Source organism: Cupriavidus pampae, assembly GCF_914271485.1.
Lineage (GTDB): Bacteria > Pseudomonadota > Gammaproteobacteria > Burkholderiales > Burkholderiaceae > Cupriavidus > Cupriavidus pampae.
Genome location: NZ_CAJZAG010000001.1, coordinates 977358 through 1002170 on the forward strand (window position 1 = coordinate 977358; position 24813 = coordinate 1002170).

At 59.2% G+C, this 24813-nt stretch carries 16 protein-coding genes; 12 read left to right on the forward strand and 4 right to left on the reverse strand.

Annotated features, from left to right (window positions below; genetic code table 11):
• The first annotated feature begins 6 nt into the window (after positions 1-6).
• Positions 7-1278, forward strand: a complete 1272-nt coding sequence (locus LDO41_RS04220; protein WP_223982246.1) for an AAA family ATPase — start codon at positions 7-9, stop codon at positions 1276-1278.
• Positions 1279-1280: 2 nt separating this feature from the next.
• Complete coding sequence (locus LDO41_RS04225; protein WP_223982248.1) at positions 1281-1832, forward strand: RloB family protein; 552 nt, start codon at positions 1281-1283, stop codon at positions 1830-1832.
• 335 nt (positions 1833-2167) lie between these two features.
• Here the strand turns inward: LDO41_RS04225 and LDO41_RS04230 are convergent, their stop codons facing one another.
• The 3 genes from LDO41_RS04230 to LDO41_RS04240 form a co-directional block, all read right to left on the reverse strand.
• Positions 2168-2986, reverse strand: a complete 819-nt coding sequence (locus tag LDO41_RS04230) for a DUF3037 domain-containing protein (RefSeq protein WP_223982250.1) — start codon at positions 2984-2986, stop codon at positions 2168-2170.
• Positions 2983-3720, reverse strand: coding sequence for a HipA family kinase (locus tag LDO41_RS04235; protein WP_318036268.1), 738 nt, complete (start codon positions 3718-3720; stop codon positions 2983-2985). Before LDO41_RS04235 ends, LDO41_RS04230 begins: the two co-directional genes overlap by 4 nt.
• 153 nt (positions 3721-3873) lie before the next feature.
• Positions 3874-4866: a LysR substrate-binding domain-containing protein gene (locus LDO41_RS04240; RefSeq protein WP_223982256.1), complete on the reverse strand. Its 993-nt coding sequence runs from the start codon at positions 4864-4866 to the stop codon at positions 3874-3876.
• 212 nt (positions 4867-5078) lie between these two features.
• On the opposite strand from LDO41_RS04240, the gene LDO41_RS04245 reads away from it, so the two are divergent.
• From LDO41_RS04245 to LDO41_RS04260, 4 genes are all read left to right on the forward strand, one after another.
• Positions 5079-6821, forward strand: a complete 1743-nt coding sequence (locus LDO41_RS04245; protein ID WP_223982259.1) for an IlvD/Edd family dehydratase — start codon at positions 5079-5081, stop codon at positions 6819-6821.
• A 38-nt stretch (positions 6822-6859) separates the two neighbouring features.
• The gene (locus LDO41_RS04250) at positions 6860-8218 is read left to right on the forward strand and encodes an MFS transporter (RefSeq protein WP_290370858.1); all 1359 of its coding nucleotides are present in this window, start codon (positions 6860-6862) and stop codon (positions 8216-8218) included.
• On the forward strand, positions 8219-9160 hold the full coding sequence (locus LDO41_RS04255) for a dihydrodipicolinate synthase family protein (RefSeq protein ID WP_223982262.1): 942 nt from the start codon (positions 8219-8221) through the stop codon (positions 9158-9160).
• Positions 9161-9379: 219 nt separating this feature from the next.
• Positions 9380-9649: a hypothetical protein gene (locus tag LDO41_RS04260; RefSeq protein ID WP_223982265.1), complete on the forward strand. Its 270-nt coding sequence runs from the start codon at positions 9380-9382 to the stop codon at positions 9647-9649.
• 9 nt (positions 9650-9658) lie between these two features.
• On the opposite strand, the gene LDO41_RS04265 is transcribed toward LDO41_RS04260, so the two are convergent.
• The gene (locus LDO41_RS04265; RefSeq protein ID WP_223982267.1) at positions 9659-11386 is read right to left on the reverse strand and encodes a phage integrase family protein; all 1728 of its coding nucleotides are present in this window, start codon (positions 11384-11386) and stop codon (positions 9659-9661) included.
• A 411-nt stretch (positions 11387-11797) separates the two neighbouring features.
• On the opposite strand from LDO41_RS04265, the gene LDO41_RS04270 reads away from it, so the two are divergent.
• From LDO41_RS04270 to LDO41_RS04295, 6 genes are all read left to right on the forward strand, one after another.
• Positions 11798-12844, forward strand: coding sequence for an ABC-three component system protein (locus LDO41_RS04270; RefSeq protein ID WP_223982270.1), 1047 nt, complete (start codon positions 11798-11800; stop codon positions 12842-12844).
• Entirely contained in the window at positions 12841-13344 is a 504-nt protein-coding gene (locus LDO41_RS04275; protein WP_223982392.1) for an ABC-three component system middle component 2, read from the forward strand. Before LDO41_RS04270 ends, LDO41_RS04275 begins: the two co-directional genes overlap by 4 nt.
• Entirely contained in the window at positions 13329-15209 is a 1881-nt protein-coding gene (locus tag LDO41_RS04280) for a hypothetical protein (protein WP_223982272.1), read from the forward strand. The genes LDO41_RS04275 and LDO41_RS04280 overlap by 16 nt, the downstream gene beginning before the upstream one ends.
• A 288-nt stretch (positions 15210-15497) precedes the next feature.
• Positions 15498-16799 carry an ATP-binding protein gene (locus LDO41_RS04285; RefSeq protein WP_223982274.1) on the forward strand — a complete coding sequence of 434 codons (1302 nt, stop codon included), beginning with the start codon at positions 15498-15500 and terminating at the stop codon, positions 16797-16799.
• A 1261-nt stretch (positions 16800-18060) separates the two neighbouring features.
• The gene (locus LDO41_RS04290; RefSeq protein ID WP_223982276.1) at positions 18061-22551 is read left to right on the forward strand and encodes an NACHT domain-containing protein; all 4491 of its coding nucleotides are present in this window, start codon (positions 18061-18063) and stop codon (positions 22549-22551) included.
• On the forward strand, positions 22548-24077 hold the full coding sequence (locus tag LDO41_RS04295) for a hypothetical protein (RefSeq protein ID WP_223982278.1): 1530 nt from the start codon (positions 22548-22550) through the stop codon (positions 24075-24077). The genes LDO41_RS04290 and LDO41_RS04295 overlap by 4 nt, the downstream gene beginning before the upstream one ends.
• Positions 24078-24813: the final 736 nt, after the last annotated feature.

The window sequence follows — 24813 nt, forward strand, 5'->3', positions numbered from 1 at the left end:
AAAAAAATGTCGAATTACTTCGTAGACGCGCAAAAACTTCCGCCCCGAGCCATTCCCGCCATGCTAAGTCATCTTGAGATCGAGAACTACATGTCCATTCGCGACGCGCAGATCATTGACTTGCGCGTGGCTGCCAATGTGGACGACACACCGGAGCGATTTGCGCCTGCATGGCGCGGAGCAAAGGAAAGGATTCCGAAGGTCGTAGCGTTCTTCGGCCCGAACGCTTCAGGCAAGTCCACTGTGCTCAGGGCCCTGGCGCTCCTCCGCTGGTTCACCCAGCACAGCTTCCAACTGGCCCCTGACGCAGTCATCCCGGCCGAGCCGTCATGGACCGCAGAACATAGCGCTCGCCCAACGAGGATCGCCGTTTATTTCAGTGGCCCCGCCGACATTGCTGCCGCCATCGGCGGGAACGCCGAAGTGGAAGAGTGCCGCTATTTCTACGAAGTCCAGTTCCAGTCGCTGAACCAACGCCGAGTCGTATTGGCCGAGTCGCTGTTCTACTGGCCCGCATCCTCTACGCGGAAGGTAAGACTATTCGAGCGAAAACAGTCAGACGTGGTCGCTGGAAAAGACTTCCAATTCTCGGGCCATGGAAGCGTGCTGAAGAAAATCCTGCGCGACAACGCCAGCGTCGTAGCAACACTGGCGCAGCTGGAACACAAGCCCGCACTGATGCTGCGAAATGCCGCTGCACAGATCTTCTCCAACATCTTCATCGAAAAGACCGTCATCGACGATTCGACGATGGTGCGGCTCTACCACGAGAACCCCGGCATGCTGAGTAGTGTCAACAAGGACCTGACGCGTATCGACCTCGGCATCCGATCGATGTCCGTGACCTTGGCGAACGATGGACCCAAGGCTTTGTTCGAGCACGAAGGTCTAGTCCGGCCCGTGCCTCTGCAACTGGAAAGCCACGGTACCCGCCAATTCCTGCAAATCTATCCGCTCATAGCGGTCGCGCTAGAGCAGGGCGGGGTCGCGGTCATCGACGAACTGGACCTTGCCATTCACCCATTGGTGCTTCCAGAGATTTTGCGCTGGTTCTACGACCCCGAACGCAACCCTCACGACGCTCAGCTGTGGATCAGCTGCCAAAGTGTTTCGCTTCTTGAAAGCCTGGCGAAAGAGGAGATCTATTTCTGCGAAAAAGACAAAGATGGCGCGACGACCGTCTATGGCCTGAGCAACATTCAGGGTGTACGACGCGTCGATAACTACTACCGCAAGTACATGGGCGGCGTCTACGGCGCCGTCCCAAACCTTGGCTGACCATGCGCCAACAGCTAGTTCAAAGAAAGCGCGTGTTCGTAGGATGTGAGGGCGAAAGTGAGCGCAGCTACGTGACGGTGTTGCAGCGACTGTTGGGGATCAAGGCCGCCTACCATCTCGTGAGCCCGGTACTCAACGGCGGAGACCCGCTGGCAATTGTAGAGGCGGCTGCGAAGGCTCTGCGACAAGAGCAACAACGCGGCAGAGATAGCTTCATCGCCAAGTTCATCCTTCTCGATTGCGACATTTTGGGCCGCGCCCCAGACCGCGATAGACAAGCCGAAAAGATGGCCGCCGACGGCGGATTCCATTTCATTTGGCAAGACCCATGTCACGAGGCATTGCTCCTTCGACATATCGAGCAATGCCATGCCCATCGGCCACCAACCACGGTCGCCGCGGAGCGCGCTCTGACGAAAGAATGGCCGCTGTATCAGAAGAACATGGCCGCGCAGGAGCTTGCAGAAATCATCGACAGTGCGGCACTCCAGCGTATCGCCCGCGTTGAACCGGGGTTGGCGGCGCTTCTACAGATGATTGGACTGTGCCCATAGAAATTGCAGATTGGGAAGGCGCTGGGCGACCAACGTAGTGATCGGTGGGCTTGCTAGCGCCGTAGAGGGGGGGCGCAAACAAAGCCTGCAAAAAAGCTGACCAGGGAGTGGCGATGCGTGTGCCCTTTTCGAGAGGGGGCGAACGAAGCAACATTGGCGGGTCGCGCCGCTCCGCAGCTAGCTGGGTTAATTGACGCGTGCCTTGTCGATCCGAGTGTCAAGTGATCATCTTCACTCAATGGTTGTCCATTCGGATGCAGACCAGACCATCGTAGCTGATGCGGGCCAGGTGGATGCCGATATCCACAAAAAAGCCCGCGTTAGCGGGCTTTGAGTCAATGCTTTACGAACTTCATGATTGCCGCTGCATCCTCATATGAGGCTACGGACGTGTTGGGCGCGCGGCTTAGTTCCGAAATGACATCTGTGTATGTCCGCGCCAGCAGTGCATCGTCAGCGGCGGGAGCATTCACGGCGAACATGACTTGCTTCGGCAACAGGCCTTCACTGTGCAATCTCTTGACCTTACCGAGCCACTCCCATCCGTGGTCAAAGATGGCGGAAGCGTCGTCATGGGCAAGATGCAATGGCTTTATTGCCTGTACGGGAACATCGTCTCGGTCTACTCGGACGAGAGGAAACGTTGCGTGGTAGGCATCGTTTCCTAGCTTGCGCGATTTGAACAGCGCTGATAGATCCGCCGCGCGCAGCATACCCTTTATATGCTTCTCGATGATTTGCTCTTGGTAAACCTTTGTGGCAAAGGATCTGCCGACGACGTGCTCATAGACGCGCCCGAGTTCCTCAGCAGGGCTCTCCGTGAGGATTACACGGACCTCCGCAAATCGGATCATCGACTCTCGAGGACGAACAAGTTCTTCGAACAGACGTGTGGCGAGCGGAACCGTTCCCCCCGAGCGTTCGAACAGCTCCTTTATGCGAGCCAATTCGGCACGCATCGCCTCGCGGGCTGTTCGATAGACACTCGCATCCAGCTCTTCAAAAAATGCCTTGATTCGACGCACCCTAGGCAAGAGCTGATAGTCGAAGTAACCAGTCTTGGGGCAGGCGAGAACTACACCGACGTTCGCGAACTCTTCCGTTTCGACGTACGGCCTGAAGCGAATGATCGCGTACTGGCATGCATATTTCATTTCGCCCCTCCCCATAGTTTGTCGCCGCTAAGGCTAGCTAACAATTGTTCGTGCAGCGCCGTCTGAGCGAAAGACGTTGCCACCCCATCATCCACCCACCACCATGCGGGCGGAGCCGTGGCACATGCTTTGAGGAAGCTCGGCGCGACCTCTTCAAGCCGTTGCTCATATTCTGCTCGTGTAACGCAGTCACTCACGATGGCCGACCAATTGCCGCGAAAAATATGGCCTTCCAGAAAACTTGCCAGGTCGAAGTCGGCATCAAACGCCTGATTCTGATCGATTACAACGACCCTCTCCGCCGCAGAATCCCAGAGAAGATTAGGGTTGCCTCCGCGCTCAGTGAGGATGCGATCGCCATTCCGGATCCACGCATCGAAGACCAGTATATCTGAACGCACTTGGAACGGAATCGACTGAATCAACGGCCAAGTCATCTCGATTGAGTGGGCTTGGGCGAGCGAGCCGAAAACCGGCCCAGAGCCAAGTTCTTGCCAGTGCGGTGGCAGTACTTCAACAAGCTCGTCAGGGACGTCGAGCACTGCAAAAGGGGGAAGTGGCAGGCCAAAAGCCTGCCCTAGGCATCCCGCTACCCACTCGCAGATTTGGCTCCGTCTCGAGGCGTGCTTCCCCTTAACGTAATAGAGGTTGCCATCGTCCGCACGACACCTAAACGGCTTCGTGACGCCTTGCTCGGCTCGGCCTAGTACTTCGATGATGCTTAGTTGTGCCATCCGTCAAAAGTAGAGATGCCTCGCGATGTGCGGGTGCCTCGGCCCACTGCCGTGCCCGGAAGCGAAGTCGTCACATTATAGGTTTCGATGGCTCCGTTGTTCCTCGTAAACTCCTCAATTCGCGGGGAGCGTTTAGGTAGTCGGTGGCGGCTCTTAAAGAGGGGGTGACGATGTTGCCATTCGCTCATCAGTTTTCTCTCCCCAACTCACTCCATAAACCTCATACGTACTAGCCCGCAGTGCATCTGTCATGCGCTCTGCCGCCGGCGACAAAAGCCGGTCGGTCCGCGTGATCAAGCCAAAGTCATCCATGTGACAGGGCACCTCCAGCGGCAAGATCCGAAGCATGCCGCGCCGCGCGTAATACTCCGCGACATCGGCCGCCAACACAGCGAGCATGTCGCTCAATTCGAGCATGCGTGTCACAAAGAGCAGGGCGGAGGTTTCCACGATGTCGCGCGGTGGGACGAGGCTTGCTCGTCTGAACATCACCTCGAAGCGGTGGCGCAACACGGTGCCGTCGGGCGGGACAATCCAGGACGCATTCTCGACGCTGGCGAGCGATAGCGATTCCCCGCCTAACAACGGATGTTCGGACCGAGCGACCACGCACACGGGTTCATCAGAGATCGGTTCGTAGCGCAACGGCAGTTTGTCGTGTTCCGCGGATAGCCGGCCGATCACCAGATCCAGTTTCTCTTGCGCCAGCCTGTCCAACAGGACGTTGCTGTTCTCGATCTCGAGCGATACGCGTACGCCCGGGTTATCCCGCTTGAGCATGGCGATCGCGGGCGGTAACAGTGTCACCGCGGCGGAGGTGATGACGCCCACCGAGACATGTCCACGTTGCCCTGCCTTCAGTCCCATGACTTCTTCCTGCGCCTGATCGAGACTGCCCACCACCGCCCGCGCATGGCGAATCACAGCTTCCCCGTATCGCGTGGGCCGCATCCCGCGCGGCAGCCGCTCGAACAGCGGCACGTCGAGCATCGCCTCCAACTCGCGCAGAAGTTTTGAGGCGGCAGGCTGGGTCATATTCAGCGCCTCGGCGGCGCGATGAATATTGCCTTCTTCGGCCAGCGCCACCATCAGCATGAGCTGGCGGGTCTTCAGGCGGGCGCGGACATACCAGGGCGACGTGGTCATGGGGCAGCTGGGGTGGGGCGAGGTGGGGTTTCTACTGATGTCGAATTCGATATCGCAACAGCCCGAATCTTCATTAGAAGGATATTCGTCGCGTTTGTACACTGCCGCCAGAGAAAAGAAAAGCGCACACCTCAGGTGCAGTGCCTACGGAGACAACCTCGCCCCCGGCCACGCGCTTCCCCGTGCTTCGCCCCAATTCGCCAGGAATATCCATGTCGGAAACAAAGCCCAAGCTCCGTTCAGCCCAATGGTTCGGCACCGCCGACAAAAACGGATTCATGTATCGCAGCTGGATGAAGAACCAGGGCATACCGAATCACGAGTTCGACGGCAGACCGATCATCGGTATCTGCAATACGTGGTCGGAACTGACACCCTGTAACGCGCATTTCCGCAAGATCGCGGAGCACGTAAAGCGTGGCATTTACGAAGCCGGCGGATTCCCCGTGGAGTTTCCCGTCTTCTCGAATGGCGAATCGAACCTGCGGCCTTCCGCGATGCTCACTCGCAACCTTGCGGCCATGGACGTTGAAGAGGCGATTCGCGGCAACCCCATCGATGCCGTAGTGCTGCTAGCCGGTTGCGACAAGACGACGCCTGCGCTATTGATGGGTGCCGCCAGTTGCGACGTGCCAGCCATCGTGGTCAGTGGCGGTCCGATGCTCAACGGCAAGCTCGATGGCAAGGACATCGGCTCCGGCACGGCAGTCTGGCAACTGCACGAGTCTCTGAAGGCCGGTGAGATCGATCTGCACCATTTTCTGTCAGCGGAAGCGGGCATGTCGCGCTCGGCGGGCACGTGCAACACCATGGGCACCGCCTCCACGATGGCATGCATGGCCGAGGCGCTCGGTACCACGCTGCCGCACAACGCCGCCATTCCTGCGGTGGACTCCCGCCGCTACGTGCTCGCGCATATGTCGGGCATTCGCATTGTCGAGATGGCCAACGCCGGCCTTACGCTGTCGAAGATCCTCACGCGTGAAGCCTTCGAGAATGCTATCCGCGCGAACGCTGCCATCGGCGGGTCCACCAATGCAGTGATCCATCTGAAGGCGATTGCGGGACGAATTGGTGTGCCATTGGAGCTGGAGGACTGGACGCGCATCGGCCGCGATACGCCGACGATTGTCGATCTGATGCCGTCCGGCCGCTTTCTGATGGAAGAGTTCTATTACGCGGGCGGGCTTCCCGCCGTCCTGCGCCGGCTGGGTGAGGCTGACCTCCTGCCGCATCCGGACGCACTGACCGTCAACGGAAAATCGCTGTGGGAAAACGTCAAGGAAGCGCCGAACTTCAATGACGAGGTCATCCGCACCTTGGACAACCCGTTGATCCAGGACGGTGGCATCCGCGTGCTGCGCGGCAATCTGGCGCCGCGTGGTGCGGTACTGAAGCCTTCGGCAGCGACACCGTCGCTGCTCAAGCATCGCGGCCGTGCGGTCGTCTTCGAGAACCTCGAACACTACAAGGCACGCATCGTTGACGAGTCGCTCGATGTGGATGCCGACTCCATCCTTGTCATGAAGAACTGCGGACCGAAGGGCTATCCGGGCATGGCTGAGGTCGGCAACATGGGCTTGCCCCCCAAGCTGTTGCGCCAGGGCGTGAAGGATATGGTTCGCATCTCCGACGCACGCATGAGCGGCACAGCTTACGGCACGGTCGTGTTGCACGTGGCGCCGGAAGCGGCCGCCGGCGGTCCGCTCGCGGCAGTGCGCGATGGCGACTGGATCGAGCTCGATTGCGAAGCCGGCAGACTGCACCTCGACCTCACGCAAGAGGAGCTGGCCGACCGCATGGAGAATTTCCGCGCGCCGCAAGCCGATGGTCGCGCTGGGCAGGGCGGCTATCAGCGCCTTTACGTCGAACACGTACTACAGGCCGATGAAGGCTGCGATCTCGACTTTCTTGTGGGATGCCGCGGCGCGGACGTACCAAGGCATTCCCACTGAATCGATTGCAACAATAACTACAAGACGAGGAGACCAACATGAACACCCAATCCAACGCTGGGGTCGGCCGGCCTGTACCGCTACCGCTGCCACACGAGCCCGCGGCGGCAACGCCCGACGAGGAGTCTCGCATCATCGGCATGCTCATCCGCAAGCTGCTTCCGTTCCTGGCGCTGATCTATGTCGTGGCCTACATCGATCGCTCCGTGGTCGGCTTTGCCAAACTGCACATGAATGCGGCGATTGGCCTCAGTGATGCGGCCTACGGGTTCGGCGCCGGATTATTCTTCATCGGCTATTTTCTGTGTGAAGTGCCCAGCAATCTCGCCCTCGAAAGGTTCGGTGCGCGTCGCTGGTTCGCGCGCATCTTGTTCACCTGGGGCGTGATCACGATGGCGATGGCGCTGATCCATAACGCGACCACCTTTTACCTGCTGCGCTTCCTGCTTGGCGCGGCCGAAGCAGGCCTGTACCCGGGCATCCTCTATTTCCTGACCAAGTGGTTTCCGATGCGGCACCGGGCGCGCATCATCGGCCTGCTGGTGTTGGCCCAGCCGATTGCGCTGATTGTCACAGGACCCATAGCGGGCTGGATCTTGTCCATGCCTGGCGCTTTCGGGATGTCGAACTGGCAGACGCTTTTCGTCATCAGCGGTTTGCCGGCGGTACTGCTGTGCTTGCCCACGCTTCGCCTGATTCCGGAATCGCCGGCCGACGCGAAGTGGCTGGCGCCAGGCGACCGCGCATGGATCGAACGGGAACTGTCCGCCGATCGCAAGACGTTCGCGCTCAAGTCGCATGGCAACCCGCTAGCGGCGCTCAAGGATAAGCGCGTGCTGCTGCTATCGCTGCTGTTCCTCCCGTTCCCGCTAAGCATCTACGGCCTGTCATTGTGGTTGCCCACCATCATCAAGCAGTTCGGCGTGAATGATGTCACCACCGGACTACTTTCCGCGGTCCCCTATCTGTTCGCGGTCGTGGGGCTATTGCTGGTACCGCGACACTCGGACCGCAAAGGAGAGCGCTACTGGCATATCGTGGTGATCTCAGCTGCCGCCGCCGTAACGATGGCCGCCAGCGCATGGTTTCAGACGCCCGTCCTGCAATTCGCGTTTATCTGCCTGACGGCGTTCTCGATCTATTCGATCCAGGCCGTGGTGTGGGCACTGCCCGGCCAGTTCCTGACGGGCGCCAGTGCTGCGGTTGGCATCGCCACGATCAACTCGTTGGCCAATTTGGGTGGATACTTGGGTCCGTTCGGCATCGGCCTTATCAAGGATGCCACGGGCAGTATTTCCGCTGGCCTGTATTTCCTTGCCGCGATGCTTGTCTTCGCGGTTGTCATGACCTTTTTCGTGCGCGCGGCGCTGGATCCGCGTCGCGCCGTCGGAGAATAAATGAACAATAACCTCGCGCCCCGCGGCCCCGAACCACGATATCGCGGCATTTTCCCGGTCGTGCCCACGACATTCACGGAATCGGGTGAGCTTGATCTGGCCAGTCAGAAGCGCGCAGTCGACTTCATGATCGACGCGGGCTCCGATGGGCTTTGCATCCTTGCCAACTTCTCCGAGCAATTTGCGATCTCGGACGACGAGCGGGACATCCTGACGCGGACCATCCTCGAGCACGTCGCTGGACGAGTTCCTGTGATCGTGACGACCACGCACTACAGCACGCAAATCTGCATCACGCGAAGCCGGCAAGCCCAGGCGCTCGGCGCCGCGATGGTCATGGTCATGCCGCCTTACCACGGCGCCACGTTCCGGGTACCAGAGCCGCGGATATATGAGTTCTTCGCCAAGCTGTCCGATGCGATCGAGACGCCGATCATGATTCAGGATGCGCCGGCGAGCGGCACGGTGTTGTCGGCATCGTTCCTGGCAAGAATGGCGATCGAGATCGAACAAGTGTCGTACTTCAAGATCGAAACGCCCGGCGCGGCGAACAAGCTCAGGGAGCTAATCGCCTTGGGCGGCGCCGCTGTGGAAGGGCCGTGGGATGGGGAAGAGGCCATCACGCTGCTCGCTGACCTCGAGGCAGGAGCCACGGGTGCCATGACCGGCGGCGGCTTCCCCGACGGCATCCGCCCGATCATCGAGGCGCACCGGGAGGGGAATGCCGATCTGGCGTTCGAGCGCTACCAGCAATGGTTGCCGCTGATCAATCACGAGAACCGGCAGGGGGGCATCTTGACGGCAAAGGCTCTGATGAAGGCTGGCGGCATCATCGCTTCGGACGCGCCGCGCCATCCAATGCCCACGATGCCAGAGGCCACGCGAGCGGAGTTGCTGCAGATAGCAAGGCGGCTCGACCCGCTCGTGCTGCGTTGGACGTAGGCGCGACCAACCTTAATACGTTGGTTCCCCCTATGCACGGGATATTCCTTTGAGCAGGGCAGAGTAGGGGTATGGTGGCGAGTTGGGCGAACTGGTTGTAAGAGTGCGGTAAGTCTCGGGCCTTAATGTATAGCCTGCCCGTACACCACCATTGGCGGTCGCCAAGCCTGCCATCGCGTGTTCTGCGGTTGGATAGAAAAGCGCTCGTCTGCCGAATCCATGGACACAGAACCGCCTCTAACCTTGCCCTCCGGTCTGGAACTGCCGCTTCACGCTCGGGTTGCAGTCCTCGAAGCAGTGATCGCCGTGGCCGATCTCAAAGTCGTCGCCGCACGCCTTGTAACCTGTCTGGAGGAAGCTATGCAGGAGGTGGGCGACGCCACGCCCACCGAGCTTCGCGTGAAGTTGGAAGGTATGCGCCTCAAGCTCTTGCAACCCAATGCGCTGCCCCGACGGCAGCAAGACGAAACTGTGTCGTCGTCGGAATAGATCGCATGCTCACGGCTCGCGTTCGTCACGCTTAGCGAAGGCTTTCTCGAGTTGGCTGCTCCGCTGCAGGTCATCATCATGCAGGTAACGCGACGTGGTGGTGATGGATGCGTGCCTGAGGTTATCGCGGACGGTGGTTAGCGATGCGCCGTTCGCTAGTGCATGCGTGGCGTGGGTATGCCGTAGCCAGTGCGGTGTAGTGCGGAGCAGCTTGTCAGCAAGCGGCGGATGATCGCGCTCGATACTCTTGGCGGCGAATGCCAGAAAGCGCTGCAGAACAGCACGCAGACGCGGCGTCGTGATGGGCGTCCCATCCTCGAGATTGGCGAGAATCGGCGCGCGTCGGTCCCATAGCGCAGGCGTCACCGGCAGCCCGCGCACGAGCAGGTATTGTTCCAACGCCTGATTCGCCATCGAGGGCAGCACCACCTTGCCACGGCGTTCTCCCTTGCCGATCAGATGCAGCCAGCGTTCCCCGCGCGAACCCACCTCGATACCGCCCAGCGTCACGCCAACCAGTTCGGCCGCCCGCAACCCCGTCGCATAACCGAAATCCAGCAGAAACCGCAGCCGCGTGGCCGCATCCGGCTTCCAGCCTTGCGACCATTCAAGCCCGTCCGCCAGCGCGCGCACGAGCGCCCATTCCCCTTCGGTAAAGGCACGCGATGCGTCAAGGTCAGCGGCACGATGGGCGCCACGGACCTTCAGGCCGGCGAAAGGATTCGCCAGCACGTAACGCTGTGCGATCAGCCAACGGAAAAGCGCGCCGATCACGCCGAGCGCATAGGCGATCGACCGCGGAGCGAGGGCGCCCGTGAACGGCCGCCATTCATGCGAAGGACGCGGACGTGCAGGGCCTACCCAGCGCGAAGCTGGCGCGCGCAGAAAGGCGCGATAAGCCGTAGCGTCTTCTGCCGTGAGGGAGGACAGCGGCTTGCTGCGCTCGAGCATCGCCCACAGCAGCAGTCGCTCAGCCTCCTTGCGATAGGCGCGCGCAGTAGCCGGAGCCTCATGCAAGGCAAGCCAGGCTTTGACGGCGTCGTAATCATTGTTCGCAGAGAGCGCGCACATCGAATGTGGAGCGCGGAAGATCCCGTGCGAGCCGTCGATCTCCTTCGGCAACACGATATCTTCCCAAGGGACGATACGCGGTGCTGCCGATGCGCTCGCCGGCGACGCCATAACAAGGGCACGCGCACGCTCGGTCAAACGAGGATGCGCCGCAAAGAAAGCCTCGATCGCCTGCGCACTGCGCGCGCCAAGCCCATCGATGGCGACCCACCAACGCTTGCGCCGCGGAATCCGAACGGTGAGATCCGCAAGGGTGTTGAGACCATGCGCGCGCAAGGCAGCAGCCGCCCGCGCGGGCAGCCACACGTCGACGAAATCCGTGATCTGAGGTTCCGCAGGCGGCAACCGCCGCAGGGCCTCAATGGCTCGCGTCACGTCTGCCGCAAAGGCCTTGCGACGATCGGCGCTGCAACAGAAGAGCGCAACGAGGTCATCGCGCTGACGCTCGCGAGCGAACTCAGTCAAGGTGCGACGCAGCTCGCCAATCACGCCGCGTGCAGAACGACCGGGAGTCAGCGCCCCCGGCCAGAACCGCTCGACTGCCATGCGTGAAGGCGTCCCCTCGTACCAGGCGCGCAACGCAGCCATCGCATCGGCGGAGGGGAACGCGACGGTTGCCGTAGCGGGGATTAGCCCGGGGAGGGCGACAAGGGGAGGGCGAGGCATGGGACAGGCGTAAGTTTGCGAACGGTAGTTTCGCACACAAACACGTCAGTATCGATAATGTTTGTTATCGGTATAATAGTGCGTTATGGGACGAAACTCGACGCCACCGATGTAATGGAGGTTGTGTCATCACTGGCCGAATAAAGTCCGACTTTCTGATCATTGCCGCCCGCTCCGCGAGTTGTAAGCATCATTAGAAGAGCAGGGGAATCCCCCTCCGAGTGGGGAGTCGCCACGACCGCGATCATTCACAATGACACCCGAGCCGTGCTGCGGGTAACGGGAGGCATAGAGGAACGCCTCTCCAATCGCGTGAGCAGGGCAATCGAACCGCGCGCAACGCCGAGGGAGTTGGAAACTTCGATAGCGGCTGGCGCGAGCGTAATGCTCCTTTCTTGTTTCCTTCCACCCATGTCGCAGCTTCGTCCCCATCAATACGTCATCAAGCCTGGCGCGCTGCCGCCGTCGTTGATGGTGCGGCATTTCACGCCATTGGAGTGGGAGCAGTTCATCGAGAGCAGTACCCTGCAGCGCGAAGCTGCAGGTCGCCCGTACGTCCAGGTCAAGCGATTCGGCGGACCGGGCGACGCCGGCCGTGATGTGGAAGCCAGACTCACTGCAGCCCTCACTGCATATGAGTGGGATCTGTACCAAGCCAAGCATTACAAATCGCCGCTCTCGCCGAGTGAGTTCTTTCCCGAACTCGCGAAGTTCTTCTGTCATCTTGCTGCCGGCACGTATCCGCCACCACGCCGGTATTACGTCTGCTCGCCGCAGAATGCCGGTCCAGATCTGCACGATCTGATTGCGAACCCAGCGGCATTCAAGGCGCGCTTCATGGCCGACTGGGCTGGCGGGAAGACTGGCTTGAAAGGCGTGGTGGGCGAGTTGACACAGGCGGTACGCGGGGTAGTCGACGCCTTCGACTTTGCTCGCATCGAGGAATGCCTGCTTCGCGAACTGCTGACGTGGCATGCGAAGAATTCTGTTGCTTACTGCAAGACCTTCCACATCGAGCCGGAACGCGGGGACGATCCCGCCATGCCGGCACTGCCAACAGACGAAGAGCTTAATTACGTGGCGGAACTCCTCGCGGTGTATCTGGAGCAGGGTAGCGTCGCCCACTCCGTTGAGGAACTCATGCAAACCGACTATGCCGAGCATTTCCAGGACTGTCGTGCGGAATTCTATTGCGCCGAAGGCCTGAAACGCTTCAGCCGCGATCTATTTGAACGCGACGAGTTTGCCAACCTTCTCGAAATGGTATTGAAAGGCGTCCGGTCAGCCGTGTCGCACCCTCGCAACAAGATTGGGCTGGATCGCCTCGACGCGGCTGTCGAACGAGCGTCCACGTTGAAGTTGACCGACAGTGCCTTGCATGGTCGGTTTAGAGGGGCTGACCTGCCGGGCACATGCCATCATCTGGTGAATGAGAAGAAACTGAGGTGGATCAGATGACGCGAAGTAACGCCATGCGTGTGTTTAATTCACCGTTCGAACTGGGTTTTCGCATGGTCTATTTGCTGAGCGCGCTGCGCCCAGGCGGTGCAGATCTGCAGAAGCTGATCCTGCTCGACTACGCTGTGGTGTACTCGGGAGATCTTGGCGGACCCGATAGCCTGCATACTCCGGTGCCATATCGCGGCAGCGAGTTGCTCAGTCGTCGGACGCTGATTGAGCAGGGGTTGCATCTCATGAGTAGCCGCGGATTGGTCGCCGCAGAAATGGATGACCAGGGGGTTACTTATGTCGCGGGACCTGCGGCGCTCACTCTGGTGGGATCGGTTGCCGCACCTTACTTCACGCGCTTGTTTCAGCGCTGCGAATGGGCGGCAAAGCGTTTCGGGGCGGCTGATTCGAACACTCTAACGCAGGAATTTACGGAGCAAGGGCACCGTTGGGGTGCCGAACTCGAAGGACTGACATTGGAACGGAGTGGGCAGTGGCGATTCGATTGATCCGATTAGCAGCGACGGGGCTGAACAAGCCAATTGCCGAAATTCCGTTCGATCCACTGCGTGCCTTGATTCGCGGCCCCAGCGACACGGGCAAGTCCTACATTCGAGACTGCCTTTGGTATCTCCTTGGTGGCGACAAGGTGCCAAAGGAGTTGCCTGAGGCTGATGGGTACGAGACGCTCGAATTGGAGATCGCTCATGGTGAGGACTCCTATCTCGTCCGTCGGGCATTACGCGGCGGTGGTGCGTACATCCTTCGTACCGTCCGAGTGGAAGACGAGGGTACGGAGCGTCCAGGTATCGATACATTGATGGTGACAGACGTCCCCGAGGGGATGGAGCAGATTGAAGCCGATCTATCGGAACTGGTGGTGGAGCTCTCGGGTGCCGGCAAGAAGCAGATTTTGCGATCCAAGAGCAAGCGTGGGCCGGTCACAGGCTCCGACGTCCGTCACTGGTTCATGCTTTCACAGCCGACGGTCATTAGTGAAGATCCAACAAGTGGCGCGAGCCATTCGGATCGCCCGCAGCGTATCGCGGCCTTCCACCTCTTTTTGACCGGCAACGATGACTCCGCTGTGGCGCTCATCCAGTCCAAGTCCGAAAAGGATCGCCTTTTCGGACAGCTCACTTCTGCGCAGGATGCCTTGAAGCGCGTGATGGCGGGGGTCGACTCCAACACAAAACGAACTGACGTCGAAGATGCTATCGAGCGCGTGGACGAGACGCTCTCGGCCATGACACGTCAGTACGATGCCCGTGCCGCGCAATTGCGAGACATCCGTGGCCAGATCTTGACGTCGGCGGAAGAGCTCCGTGGGCATGTCACGCGAGTGAATCACTCCAAGGCGATGCTGGAGCGATTTCAGCTGCTCGATCAGAAATACGTGAGCGATCTGGAGCGCCTCGGTGCCCTCAACGAGGGAGTCGCGCATTTTGCGGCGCTCGCCCCCACTCCGTGTCCACTTTGCGCGACGCCTATCGAGCTACATGGCGCCTCCCACGATCTCGGCAATAAGGTGCCAGGTCGCTACCGTAAAGCGGTGGCTGCCGAAGCGGAGAAAATCGCCGGGCTTCGCGCAGGTCTGTTGCATTCTATTGGTACAGAAGAGAGCCGTCTGGCCGACGCAAGGCAGGAAGCCAGTCAAGTTCGGGGCGAACTCGGTCGGCTCGAGCAGGAAGAAGCAAAGAGCATCAGCGGCACGCGGGTGGAGTTTGCCGGGAACCCCAAGGAGCTTGCGCTGCGCCGTAGCGAGCTCGCGGCGCAGTTGAGCGCCTTCGATGAGCAGGCGCGGCTGGAAGGCGAAATTGATCGGCTGAAAGGGATGCGCGTGACAAAGGCGGCTCCGATCAGCCGCGAGGCCAGCGAACAGGCGGGGGCAGTCGCCAACATCGTCCAGTCGCTGTTAGTTGAGTGGGGATTCGATGACGTGCAGCACGTGTCATTGGATACCGAGGCTTGTGACCTGACCATCAACAACCGGCCGCGGCTGAGCTATGGTGCCGGCAAACGCGGTATTTTCCTGACAGCCTTGACGATCGGCCTCATGCAACACGCGCTCCAGCGGGGGAATCCCCATCTGGGGGTTGTGATGATCGACTCGCCGCTTAAGGCCTATGCTGACCCTGAGTTGATGGAGGCGGAACGAGCATTGGCGAGTCACACCTTGACGGAAAAATTCTACGGCTGGCTGTCTACCTGGGACGGACCCGGGCAGATCGTAGTGGCCGAAAACGAAAAGATCGATGCCGATGTCGCGGCGGTACTGAATCCGATTGAGTTCACTCGCCGTAACGATCAGGGGCGCGCTGGGTTCTATCTGACAAGTACTATGCCTTTGGGGGCAACGCCAGAAGCTCCCTAGACGCAATCGATGCTTTCGCCGCTATTGTTGGCCCAACGCTCATTTGCTAAGGCATGATCTCGACTCAGATTGGGGGCGGTATCTGATCTAGGAAAATCTCTTAGTGGCAAGAGGTGTACGTAGCGAAACGGTCGCCTGTGAAATTCTAAGTTGTGTTGTTGCATGTAAGGTCCGAGATTCCACCTTGGTCCATTTGCATTCGGAGGTTGCCTTAGTGAATCGCTACTCACCCGCCTGAGCTTCCAGCGGCTGATCACGACTCCGCAACATCAGGTCGTCGAGAGTCTTATGTATTTCGCGAAAATCGTTCTTACAAATTTCGGTCCCTTCTCCGATGCAGAGTTTAGTTTTGAACCACATGCGATAAATTGGATCATTGGGAGAAACGGTTCAGGTAAAACGCAAATGGCGGGCGCGATGCTGGCCGCTTTGGTTGGAAGGCCCGCGTTGGTGCTGACTCCAGGCGGGGTCGGACCTTCCTCGGTTGTACTCAGCGTGACAGACCGAGACACCTCAGAGACGGTTGGCCTCCACATCACGGAAGTGCCGAGTGGGAAACCGGAAGTGTCGAAGGCGAATGGCCCGTTAGTGCTGCGGGCGCTTACGGCAATGTCTGGATCGGAAAGCCAGCTTCTAATGATCGGGCATGGCACCGAGACCAATCACGCGGCCATCGATTTTCATGAAGTGGAGACGTTGCTTCCGGACCGAATCAAACTCCATCCACTATGGGAGGCACTGCGCCAACAAAGCGGGCGAGCGCACTACATCGGGTCTGGTGCACAACGTTCTGCCTTGGAATTGATCATTCAGTTCGTGGCGAGACGACGTGCGAGCGTCAAGCTGCCTCTAATCGTAGACGAAGTGCTATGGCGTTGGTCAAGAGACGAGAGCGACCTTCACCTAGAACTTCTCGTCGAGATTGCGCGCGAGTCGCAGGTGTTAGTGCTTTGTCCCCATCGGAATGATGCCGAGGTCGGGCCGGGTCCCGTGATGGAAATTCTCCCGGCACCGGGGCCCAAATCGCTGGCGGCCTTCAACTCATGGTACGAATCGCGGAAGCCAAATATTCGACCCCTTGTTCAGAAGAAATGGGTGAGAGGGGAGCAATACCCGGCTCAAGAAAGTCGCACATGTGAATTCAAGGAAATCAAGGGCAGTAATCCGCTGGGCGCAATTAGGGGGGTTGTGGACCAGTATGCGGTTGCGTTCATGAATGCAGGATTGCCTCAAGAAGGTGCAATTTTCTGGGGCATTCGTGACGCGGATAGGGCCATTGTCGGCGTTGAACTTCGGCCACAGGATTGTGACGAGCTCCGGAGAATCGTCACAGAGCGACTGCACCAGATTGTTCCTCCCATCGCTCCTACGGCCTATCGAATCGACCTTCACCCGGTAAGTAGTGGCTCCGTTGTAATCGAAAACTTGTATGTCGTAGAAGTTCGCGTGCCCTCGGTCAGGCGTACGCTGCTTTTTGCAACGGGAGCGCAGGAGGTATATGTTAAGACGGATGCAGGGAAGCGGAAACTCTCGGCACTCGAATTGCAGCAAGAGTTGATTCAACGGATTGGAGTTGACCCCGGGCTGTAAAATGGATGACATTTGCACCAAGACCGTTGGAGTCATTCCGATCTACGCTTCGCGTTGAGCACTGATTGCATTACCGTACTTCATCTCGCGTCAGAAGCTCGGCAAATCACGCGGGCGATTGCAAAAAATCCATATGGACTAGATTCGCGTACAGCTCAGAACGGCAGAAGGAGTGCGATTATCCCGTCCGGACTTGTGGTCCCACATTATAAAAGGGAGCCAACGGAAACTCAATTGACAGAGTAGAATGTGAGTTTACCATCGAGGCGACGATGGTATGCGGCACGTGGCGTCACCCTCTGCTGTCAGATGAGAAATCTATTTTTTGGGATAATAATAATGGGTTGGAGCGAAGTCAGATTTGGGAAGTACAAGGGCTACACCGTTCCGTAGATCATATTTAAAGACCCAGATTGGTTCTTTTGGGCTTACAAGGAGAAGGCGTTTGAAAAGAGCGGTGCCTACGCTGCTGTTCGAGGACGCACCGCCGGCAAGAGTCAGCGTTTCACCGAGGCAAGTGTGGCATGGGATGGGCCGTCACTATCTTCCCCGGAGTTCCGGTCACGATTCCGCCGACCAGGCGCCGAAGAGTGTATGCGGCGGGGCAGAAGTAGGCGGTCCCGGAGCTCATCTCCGTGGCCCGTTCTTTGCTCGCTGGGCCCCTGGATTCTCTCATCCAGGCGAAAGGAACCGCGCCCTTTGCCTCACGCGTTCAACAGACTGAGGGACATCGCCCCACAGGGCGGAAGTGGTAGATTGGTCAGAAGAAGCCCACGGATAATGCGCTCAAGCTCCTGCATTTGGTAAGGAAGCGAGGCATCGAGGTAGTGGCTTGTCCGCGTCTAGGAGTAACTTAGAGATGTCGTCTTCATCGTCGGTCGCCGGGGGGCGCGCCACCCAAGCTGGAATGAGTTTTCAGGCCGGTGTCAGCGCATGGTTTGCTGCTCATCTGCTCAGCCGGACACCCATCGGTACTCGGTTCGGGCAGAGAAGAGACGCCGTAGTAGAGCACCTTCAGTTCGAGACGGGCCGGAATCTTGATGACATCGAGGTTCAGCTCTCAGATGGAAGTCTGGTCAGTGTCCAGTGCAAAACCAACATAGCGCTATCTAGTGCTGACGGGTCGGCACTGGCATCCGTAATCAAGCAGCTGACGAGTCTGTATCGGACTATGTCAGCTACGCGGGAGGCCGCAACAGGCGTATTGGCCGTATCGACAAGGGCGCCAGCGTCGCTTGATGACCTACACCGGGCCTGCCGAATGTTTGATGTTGGTGGCACTTGGGCAGAGGTCTACGGACGGATTAATCAAAGTGAACGCGGCGCGCTCGATATCTTTCGCGATCATGCCACGCGTTCATGGGCAACAGCGTCGGCCGGCCCGTTGTCGGACGCGGTGCTGGCAGGCATGGCACGCATGTTCCGCTTGGTGCGTTTTGACATCGAACCAGGAGACGCGGATTGGCGCGAGGCGGCGGCGACGTTGCAAGGTGCTCTCTACGGGGACGCAGTGACGAGCGAGACCGCGATGGCGGAACTCCAGCGCATCGCCCAGGACCTGATCCGAAAGGGGGCGCCCTCCGACAGAAATGGGTGGCTTCGTTCCGTTCGGAAGGCGGGAATCGAAGACCGACGGTCGCCCGGGTACGACGCTGACATCGAACGGCTTCGGCAATGGACCGCAGCAGAGCTGGAACGGCTTAAGCGGCATGCCATGCTGGCGGGCGATGCGGAGATTCCACGTCAGTGCCTACGGGCCTTAGGCGACGCCATCGCCAACGGAAGCCTGCTAGTTATCGGTGAGCCCGGTGCGGGAAAGACCGGTGTGCTGGTGCGCTACGCGAGGGAGATGTTTGCTAGCGGAACTCCAACGGTATTTCTTTCAGTGGATGACCTAGCCGCAACCACGGATGCCCCCGCGCTTCGACGGGCGCTCAACATCGAGAACGACCTTCTCGATGTGCTGGGCGCATGGCCCGGAACTTCTCCGGCTGTCTTGGTGATCGACGCGCTGGATGCATCAAGAGGCGGTGCATCTGAGGCGGTATTTGCAAGACTGATCGAAGGCGTAGTCAACAAGCTTGGTGAACGATGGTCCGTTGTTGCCTCCATCCGCACATTTGATCTGCGGCATGGGAAGCGCTTGCGTGCGCTTATGCAGGGAACGCCCCCGGACAGCGAATATGCCGAGTCCGGCCTCGAATCCGTCCGGCACTTCTCGATCCCGCGGCTCGTCGATTCCGAGCTGACCTTCATCGGCGAAGCGAACCCCATACTCGGCCGACTCCTATCCGCGGCGCCCGCATCCATTCGGGAATTGCTGGGAAACGTTTTTAACCTGTCACTCGCCGCCGAGCTGGTCACTGGAGGCTTGGCACCTGAGGCGATTCAAGCTGTCACCAGTCAGAGCCAGCTGATATCGCGGTACGAGGACGAGCGGCTCAGCAGTCATCGGTTGCGACGCGCGGCGAAGGAGGTAGTGGGCGAGATGGCCCGGCAAGAGCGCCTGGTAGTTAGGCAGGACCGCATCCAGAACGATGCGCTGGATGAAGTCATCGCTACCGGGGTTTTGGTGCGGGCACCGCAGGATCGCGTCTCCTTTGCGCACCACGTCCTGTTCGATCACGCTGTCGGGCGCTTCTACCTTGACTTGGACGACGCAGCGACGCTTACGGCACAGGTTGCCGGGCGGCCGGCGATCGGTTTGCTACTAGGTCCAGGCCTTCGGTTCGCGATCATGGACAAGTGGGAAACAGGGATGGCAGGGAAGGAGGCTGCTTGGCAGCTGGCCGCAGACCTGGCTTCTCACGACGACATGGACCCCGTGCTGGGCAGCATTGCCCTACGGACAGTAATCGACAGCGTGCAGACGCTCGAAGACGTGCAACCGCTGATGGCCATCATGAGCGACCGCAGGCCTCGGGCTCAGGCGGGGCAAGTGCTTTCAAGAACGTCGAGGTTTGTGAGAGTAAGTCTCCTCGCGCACTCCAATGCGAACGTCAAAATGCACGCTTGGGCAGAGGCCGCGCGCGGCGCCGCATTGACCGGCGCTAAGGAGCATCTCGACGGGGTGCGAATCCTTCTGCTAACTCTGATGGAGAGAGGCAACTTCGATGACGCAGGCTTCGCTGCTACCTTCGGTGCCGCTGCGCGCGCGATGCTCGCGACGATCTGGTCTGACGAGAGTCTGTCGGGATATTCGAGCAATGCAATCCGATTCGTAGCTCGCGCCTTTGAGTCCGATCCTGCAGCGTCAGAGCGGCTCTTGGAATACGTAATCTCCGAGCCCCATTTCTCCACGCACGCATCACAGGAAGCACCCTGGCTTGCCGAGGGCGCGTGCTACATGCTGAGTGCCGCACCCGCATTTGTGGAAAGAATCTATGCCAGCCTATTTGGCAAAGAGTCCCCGCAAGAGGGCGACACTTTTCTCGGCGGCAGCCCGAGCAAAATTCTGACGCTTAGATCAAATCACAAGCAGGACTACGAACATGCTCGCTGGCACCTGGAGCAAGTGTTGCCGAAGTTCCTGGAGGCCTCCCCGGAGCACGCTATTCGCGCGGTGAGCAGCTGCGCCATTGGGCTCACAGCGGAAGAACAGGGGGGGGGAAGAGACGGACTGACGCGTGTAACAGTGCAAGGCGCCACAGATGCGATCACCATCATCGATGACAGTTTCTCGATGGAAGAGTGGCGAGAAGCGGAGAAGCACGAGGGGACCGAGAGGAGAGCGCTAAGGGTACTAGCGGATTTCCTGGGGTCCTGCTCTGGAGATGACTTCCGCCGCTGCACGGACGCCGCTCTTGGCGCGCCGGTATCTTCTTCGGTCGTTGCGCGACTGTTTGGGATTGCTGCTGAACGTCTGGGCGTGGCCGACGAGAAGCTCTGGCCTATCGCCACAGACGATGGAGTCTTGCTTAGCTGGCGCTTGTCGCGTGACGCCATCGCTTACGTCGCCGCTGCTCTGCCCACGCGGCCTGCGGATCAGCGAATTTCATTCGAGAAGCGGCTTCTAGAGCGGGTCCGAAGTTCGGATGACGACACAAAAAAGCAATGGGAGCACCGCGCGCAGCGACTTCTGTCGCTGGTCGAGCCTAGCGACTTACTAGTGCCGGAGCTTGCCGCGTATCGGGCTGAGCTTGCGGAGCAAGGGGATCTCACTGGTAACCCTGCTTACATATCGATATCGACTGATTGGTCGGGCAACGATGAAGACATCGTCGACTCGCTGCTGCGCAGTCAGGGAGTTGACACACACGCTGGCCCGGATGGGACAGTCATGGAATCGGTGCGGTCGCTGAAGCAGTGTCTTAAAGCCAGCGGCGAAAGCATCGATCAGGCAGGCGTCACAACGATATGGGCGCAGATACAGAGCGTTGTCAGGGCAATCGATCAGCAGTCCGGTGTCGCGGCGAAGGCAGAGACCCTCCATGCGGCTTGGGGTTACGTCAGCAACGCCGCTGCGCAAATTGCCGACAGCGACGCGTACAAGTCAGCAGCGGAACGAAATCCACCAACAGGTGAACTGCTGGCCTTGCTGGATCGGTTGTCGGAGAGCCCGTATCCTGAGGTCTCGGGTGAAAACACGAGAACGATGGCCTGGGGAAACTGGGATGTTCGCGTGTACGCAGCTCAGGGTTACTTGGCTCTGGCACGTAGGGGGCTAGATGCCAGCTTCGAGGCAAGGTTTCGCAGAATGCTCGCCGATCCGGTTCCGACGGTTCGCCACCAGATTAGCTGCGCGCTCAACACGCTCTGGGACGTGGCGAGGCCCACGATGTGGGAGCTAATGAATTACGTAGCCGAGCACGAAGACCATCCCGAAGTACTTGCGTTCTTTGTCGGTGGGCCGATGCGGAGGCTGATCGGCGCGGAACAGGATCGCTGTGCTTCGATCGTGTCCAAGGTTATCAGAGCGGCCGAGGCAAATGCGATAGCAGAGGAAGGAGTGCGGAGTGGACTCGCCGAAGCGGTTGCGGGCATAGCGGCTCACTTGTGGTTAGGCCGAGGTCATGCCACGGCGAAGCAGTGGATAGATGGCTGGATCGCCAATCTTGCAGTCGGCCACAGATTCGCGGGGCGGCTGATCTCTGAACTTAGAGCGCCACTGTTCCTGAAATGGGACGAAAAGATCGAGGCGGACCGGGCCGCGAAGATTCAGAACAGATCGCGAGAACTTCTCACTGCGATCGTAGATGCCGAGATCGTCGGTCTGAACGAGGCGAAGGCTTTGCTTCGTGAAGGCCAAAAGGAACTCGGTGTGCCACTCTACCGTCGCAGCGGTCAGCAACTTGAGCACGCGGTAAATCAACTTTACTTCGGTTCCGGCGCTTCTTCTGCGACTCGTGGAAACTCGAATTTCTCTAACAGCTTGAGCGATCGGCATCGCAAGGCCGAGTTCATCGCTGAGTACGGCGATACATTGCAAAAGATCGGGGACACAGGGATCTCCTCAATCGTCTACCACTTGGTCGAGTTATACGAGTTCCTGGCAGAAGCTGCGCCGGAAGCAGTCTTCGACCGAATCGCAGCGTTGCTTCTTGGGCCAGCTGCTGGCGACGGATATCAGTTCGAGAGTCTTGCCGAGACCGCGCTAGTCCGCTTGGTGCAGATGTACTTGGCCGACTACCGTTCAGTGTTTGCCGACAATGCCCGACGAGAACAGCTAGTGAAGGTTCTTGAACTGTTCTCCAGCGCTGGGGCGCCGGATGCGCTGCGTCTGCTGTATGAGCTACCGGACCTAATGCGATGAGCATCCTCGCCGAGATACAGCGAGTGGGAAGGGCGCTCACTGACTGCTTTAGCGCATTCAGTCGGCAGGAGCAAGTTCTTCGCGAGGAACTTACGCGCGCCCAAGTAGGCACATCGCCGCAGGCGAACGATCTCCTGGAGAGACGGACACGTCGCTTTCTTGTCGATGGAATTCTGAGGGCTTTCGGCTGGGATGCTGATGACGCGGCGGCGGTTCGCGAGGAGGCGCGATCGTCGTCGGCTACAGGTGAGCCGCTTTACTTCGACTATCTCGGATTTGCGAGCGCCGTTCGTACACCAGTCCTAATTGTGGAAGCCAAGGGCGCTGATATCGATGCGCCTCGGCCGAGGAATGGCGCAGCGCTAAGTTCATTGGAGACGGCCAAGCTACTTGCGAACGAAATCGCAATCGTAAAGGAGGCGACTAGTTCGTCGCGCGTCACTGCGGGATGGCGAGGCTACCTCAGGGACCTTCGAACCTATGTCCAGTCTCTTGACTCTACCGGCAGGGCCACCCTTCGCCGTGTCGTCATTACGACAGGAAAGTGGCTGGTGGTCTTCGATGATCCCATTGCAACTTTCGTTGCCGACGGATTGCCGGACGCAAACAGCATTCACTTCTTTTCCAGCATGGAGGACATACAGGCCGAAGTCGAGCAAATCTACTTGTTGCTTCATCGGCGATGCCTGGTGGACGACATTCCGCTCACAACCCCAGTCGCGGATGCGCTTCGCTGGATGCGGAGCGAGCAAGTAGATGGATACGTCCGAGCCCTACTTGTGGCCACCACCAAAAGCGGGGCCAGAAGACGGTCATACCCCACGCGATCCATCTATGCCGCGCTAGCGATTGAGGCCGGAGGTCGAGTCTTTGTAGTCGTTGACTACGACACACCCCCTATTGAGGAGAAGATGGATGTCGATGACATCAGCTACCTTCTTCAGGCCATACAGGTGAAGGGCACTGCCTTGGAGTCGCGAATGCGCAGCGTGATAGGTGCCGCAGCGACGCCAAAGTCGCTGGTCGCCTTTGCCGGCCTGACTACTTCTCCAGCTGACAAGTTGATGCGCGAGCGAGTGACGGTCGAAGCGGGCTCTAGTGCGGCGCGTGCTGGTGTTGATCGCCAATTGAAGCGCCTCGTTGATGTCACCGGCGAGGAGGGAGTCGACAGTGAGTTTGTGATCATCACGGGCGAGGCGTGGTTCTACAAGCTCAATGAACCGCTAGGCCCTGAATGCACCTATCACCTTTGGCGCATGGCAAAGGCCGGTGGCGTGACCTCCGATCTGGCTCCAATGTCATATACGCCCGAGTCCTTCACGCAAGACGCCCAGGTCCGACATTGCGCCCATGGAGATCATCGGGCAGCGCGAGATCGTCGCTGCCAACTAGATGGCATCGAGACTCATCTGTGCTGTCGGGCTTGTGTGTTCGAGCAAGTGTGTTGGGGAACCGATCGGTCGCCCCTCCCTTGTCCGGCGGTTCAGCTGAGCACGGCTGCAGTGGAGGGGCCTGCGGCGTTGTAAGGTTGTCGAACGCCCCCACGTTCCCCGGGGGCTCCACTAGCCAGCGGCTATCGCGCATCCTGCTGTTGGTACACCTTTTACCTTTGACACTACTACAGGTTGGAGTCGTCAAGCCGAATGACTGCTTGCTTCCGTATAGCGACGTAAACTCATACCGCGAAGCACCGAGGGGCGGAAGACTCTGCAAGCAGCCGCTGACAGATAAATATCGAACGACAGCTAAGGGCCGGTTCCTGCCCGCCGCGTTCAGGTTGGCGGATCGCCAAGGCAATCGGCGCTTCCCGGCCAGAAGCGGTGACAAGGCAACCAACATCGCGTGTTTGCCAGAATTCCAGAAAGGCTTGATCGATGGCGCTCGGATTATATCCGTCGCTCTGCATCATCCAGCCGGCCTTGCCCGCCATTTAGACGCTAACGCATGCAGGAATCATGCGGTACGCCGAAGGCTGTGCGTTCTGATTTTGTGCCGTTATGCGTCAACGTTCGGTGCCGTCAATGTGTCCCATAGGCGAGTAACTTCGTGAGCGAGTCTACAACCTCAATTCGGCTGTTTATGCATTGCAGAGTATCGAGCGAAAATGCTTAAAGATCTCGAGAGGACAGCGTGCACAATGGCGAGACGTCCTGCGTATTTCGGCGAACGTGACCGCCGATTTCGGGATCGTGACCGATTCGGCGGGATGGGAGTTGCGCGGTGTCGATTGTAGGGTTTCGTATCAGTCTTGGTCGAGTCCTG

Excerpts from the sequence above, each read along its gene's own strand:
- LDO41_RS04220 (WP_223982246.1), top strand. The coding sequence starts at position 7 with ATGTCGAATTACTTCGTAGACGCGCAAAAACTTCCGCCCCGAGCCATT.
- LDO41_RS04225 (WP_223982248.1), top strand. The coding sequence starts at position 1,281 with ATGCGCCAACAGCTAGTTCAAAGAAAGCGCGTGTTCGTAGGATGTGAG.
- LDO41_RS04230 (WP_223982250.1), bottom strand. The coding sequence starts at position 2,986 with ATGAAATATGCATGCCAGTACGCGATCATTCGCTTCAGGCCGTACGTC.
- LDO41_RS04235 (WP_318036268.1), bottom strand. The coding sequence starts at position 3,720 with ATGGCACAACTAAGCATCATCGAAGTACTAGGCCGAGCCGAGCAAGGC.
- LDO41_RS04240 (WP_223982256.1), bottom strand. The coding sequence starts at position 4,866 with ATGACCACGTCGCCCTGGTATGTCCGCGCCCGCCTGAAGACCCGCCAG.
- LDO41_RS04245 (WP_223982259.1), top strand. The coding sequence starts at position 5,079 with ATGTCGGAAACAAAGCCCAAGCTCCGTTCAGCCCAATGGTTCGGCACC.
- LDO41_RS04250 (WP_290370858.1), top strand. The coding sequence starts at position 6,860 with ATGAACACCCAATCCAACGCTGGGGTCGGCCGGCCTGTACCGCTACCG.
- LDO41_RS04255 (WP_223982262.1), top strand. The coding sequence starts at position 8,219 with ATGAACAATAACCTCGCGCCCCGCGGCCCCGAACCACGATATCGCGGC.
- LDO41_RS04260 (WP_223982265.1), top strand. The coding sequence starts at position 9,380 with ATGGACACAGAACCGCCTCTAACCTTGCCCTCCGGTCTGGAACTGCCG.
- LDO41_RS04265 (WP_223982267.1), bottom strand. The coding sequence starts at position 11,386 with ATGCCTCGCCCTCCCCTTGTCGCCCTCCCCGGGCTAATCCCCGCTACG.
- LDO41_RS04270 (WP_223982270.1), top strand. The coding sequence starts at position 11,798 with ATGTCGCAGCTTCGTCCCCATCAATACGTCATCAAGCCTGGCGCGCTG.
- LDO41_RS04275 (WP_223982392.1), top strand. The coding sequence starts at position 12,841 with ATGACGCGAAGTAACGCCATGCGTGTGTTTAATTCACCGTTCGAACTG.
- LDO41_RS04285 (WP_223982274.1), top strand. The coding sequence starts at position 15,498 with ATGTATTTCGCGAAAATCGTTCTTACAAATTTCGGTCCCTTCTCCGAT.
- LDO41_RS04290 (WP_223982276.1), top strand. The coding sequence starts at position 18,061 with ATGTTTGATGTTGGTGGCACTTGGGCAGAGGTCTACGGACGGATTAAT.
- LDO41_RS04295 (WP_223982278.1), top strand. The coding sequence starts at position 22,548 with ATGAGCATCCTCGCCGAGATACAGCGAGTGGGAAGGGCGCTCACTGAC.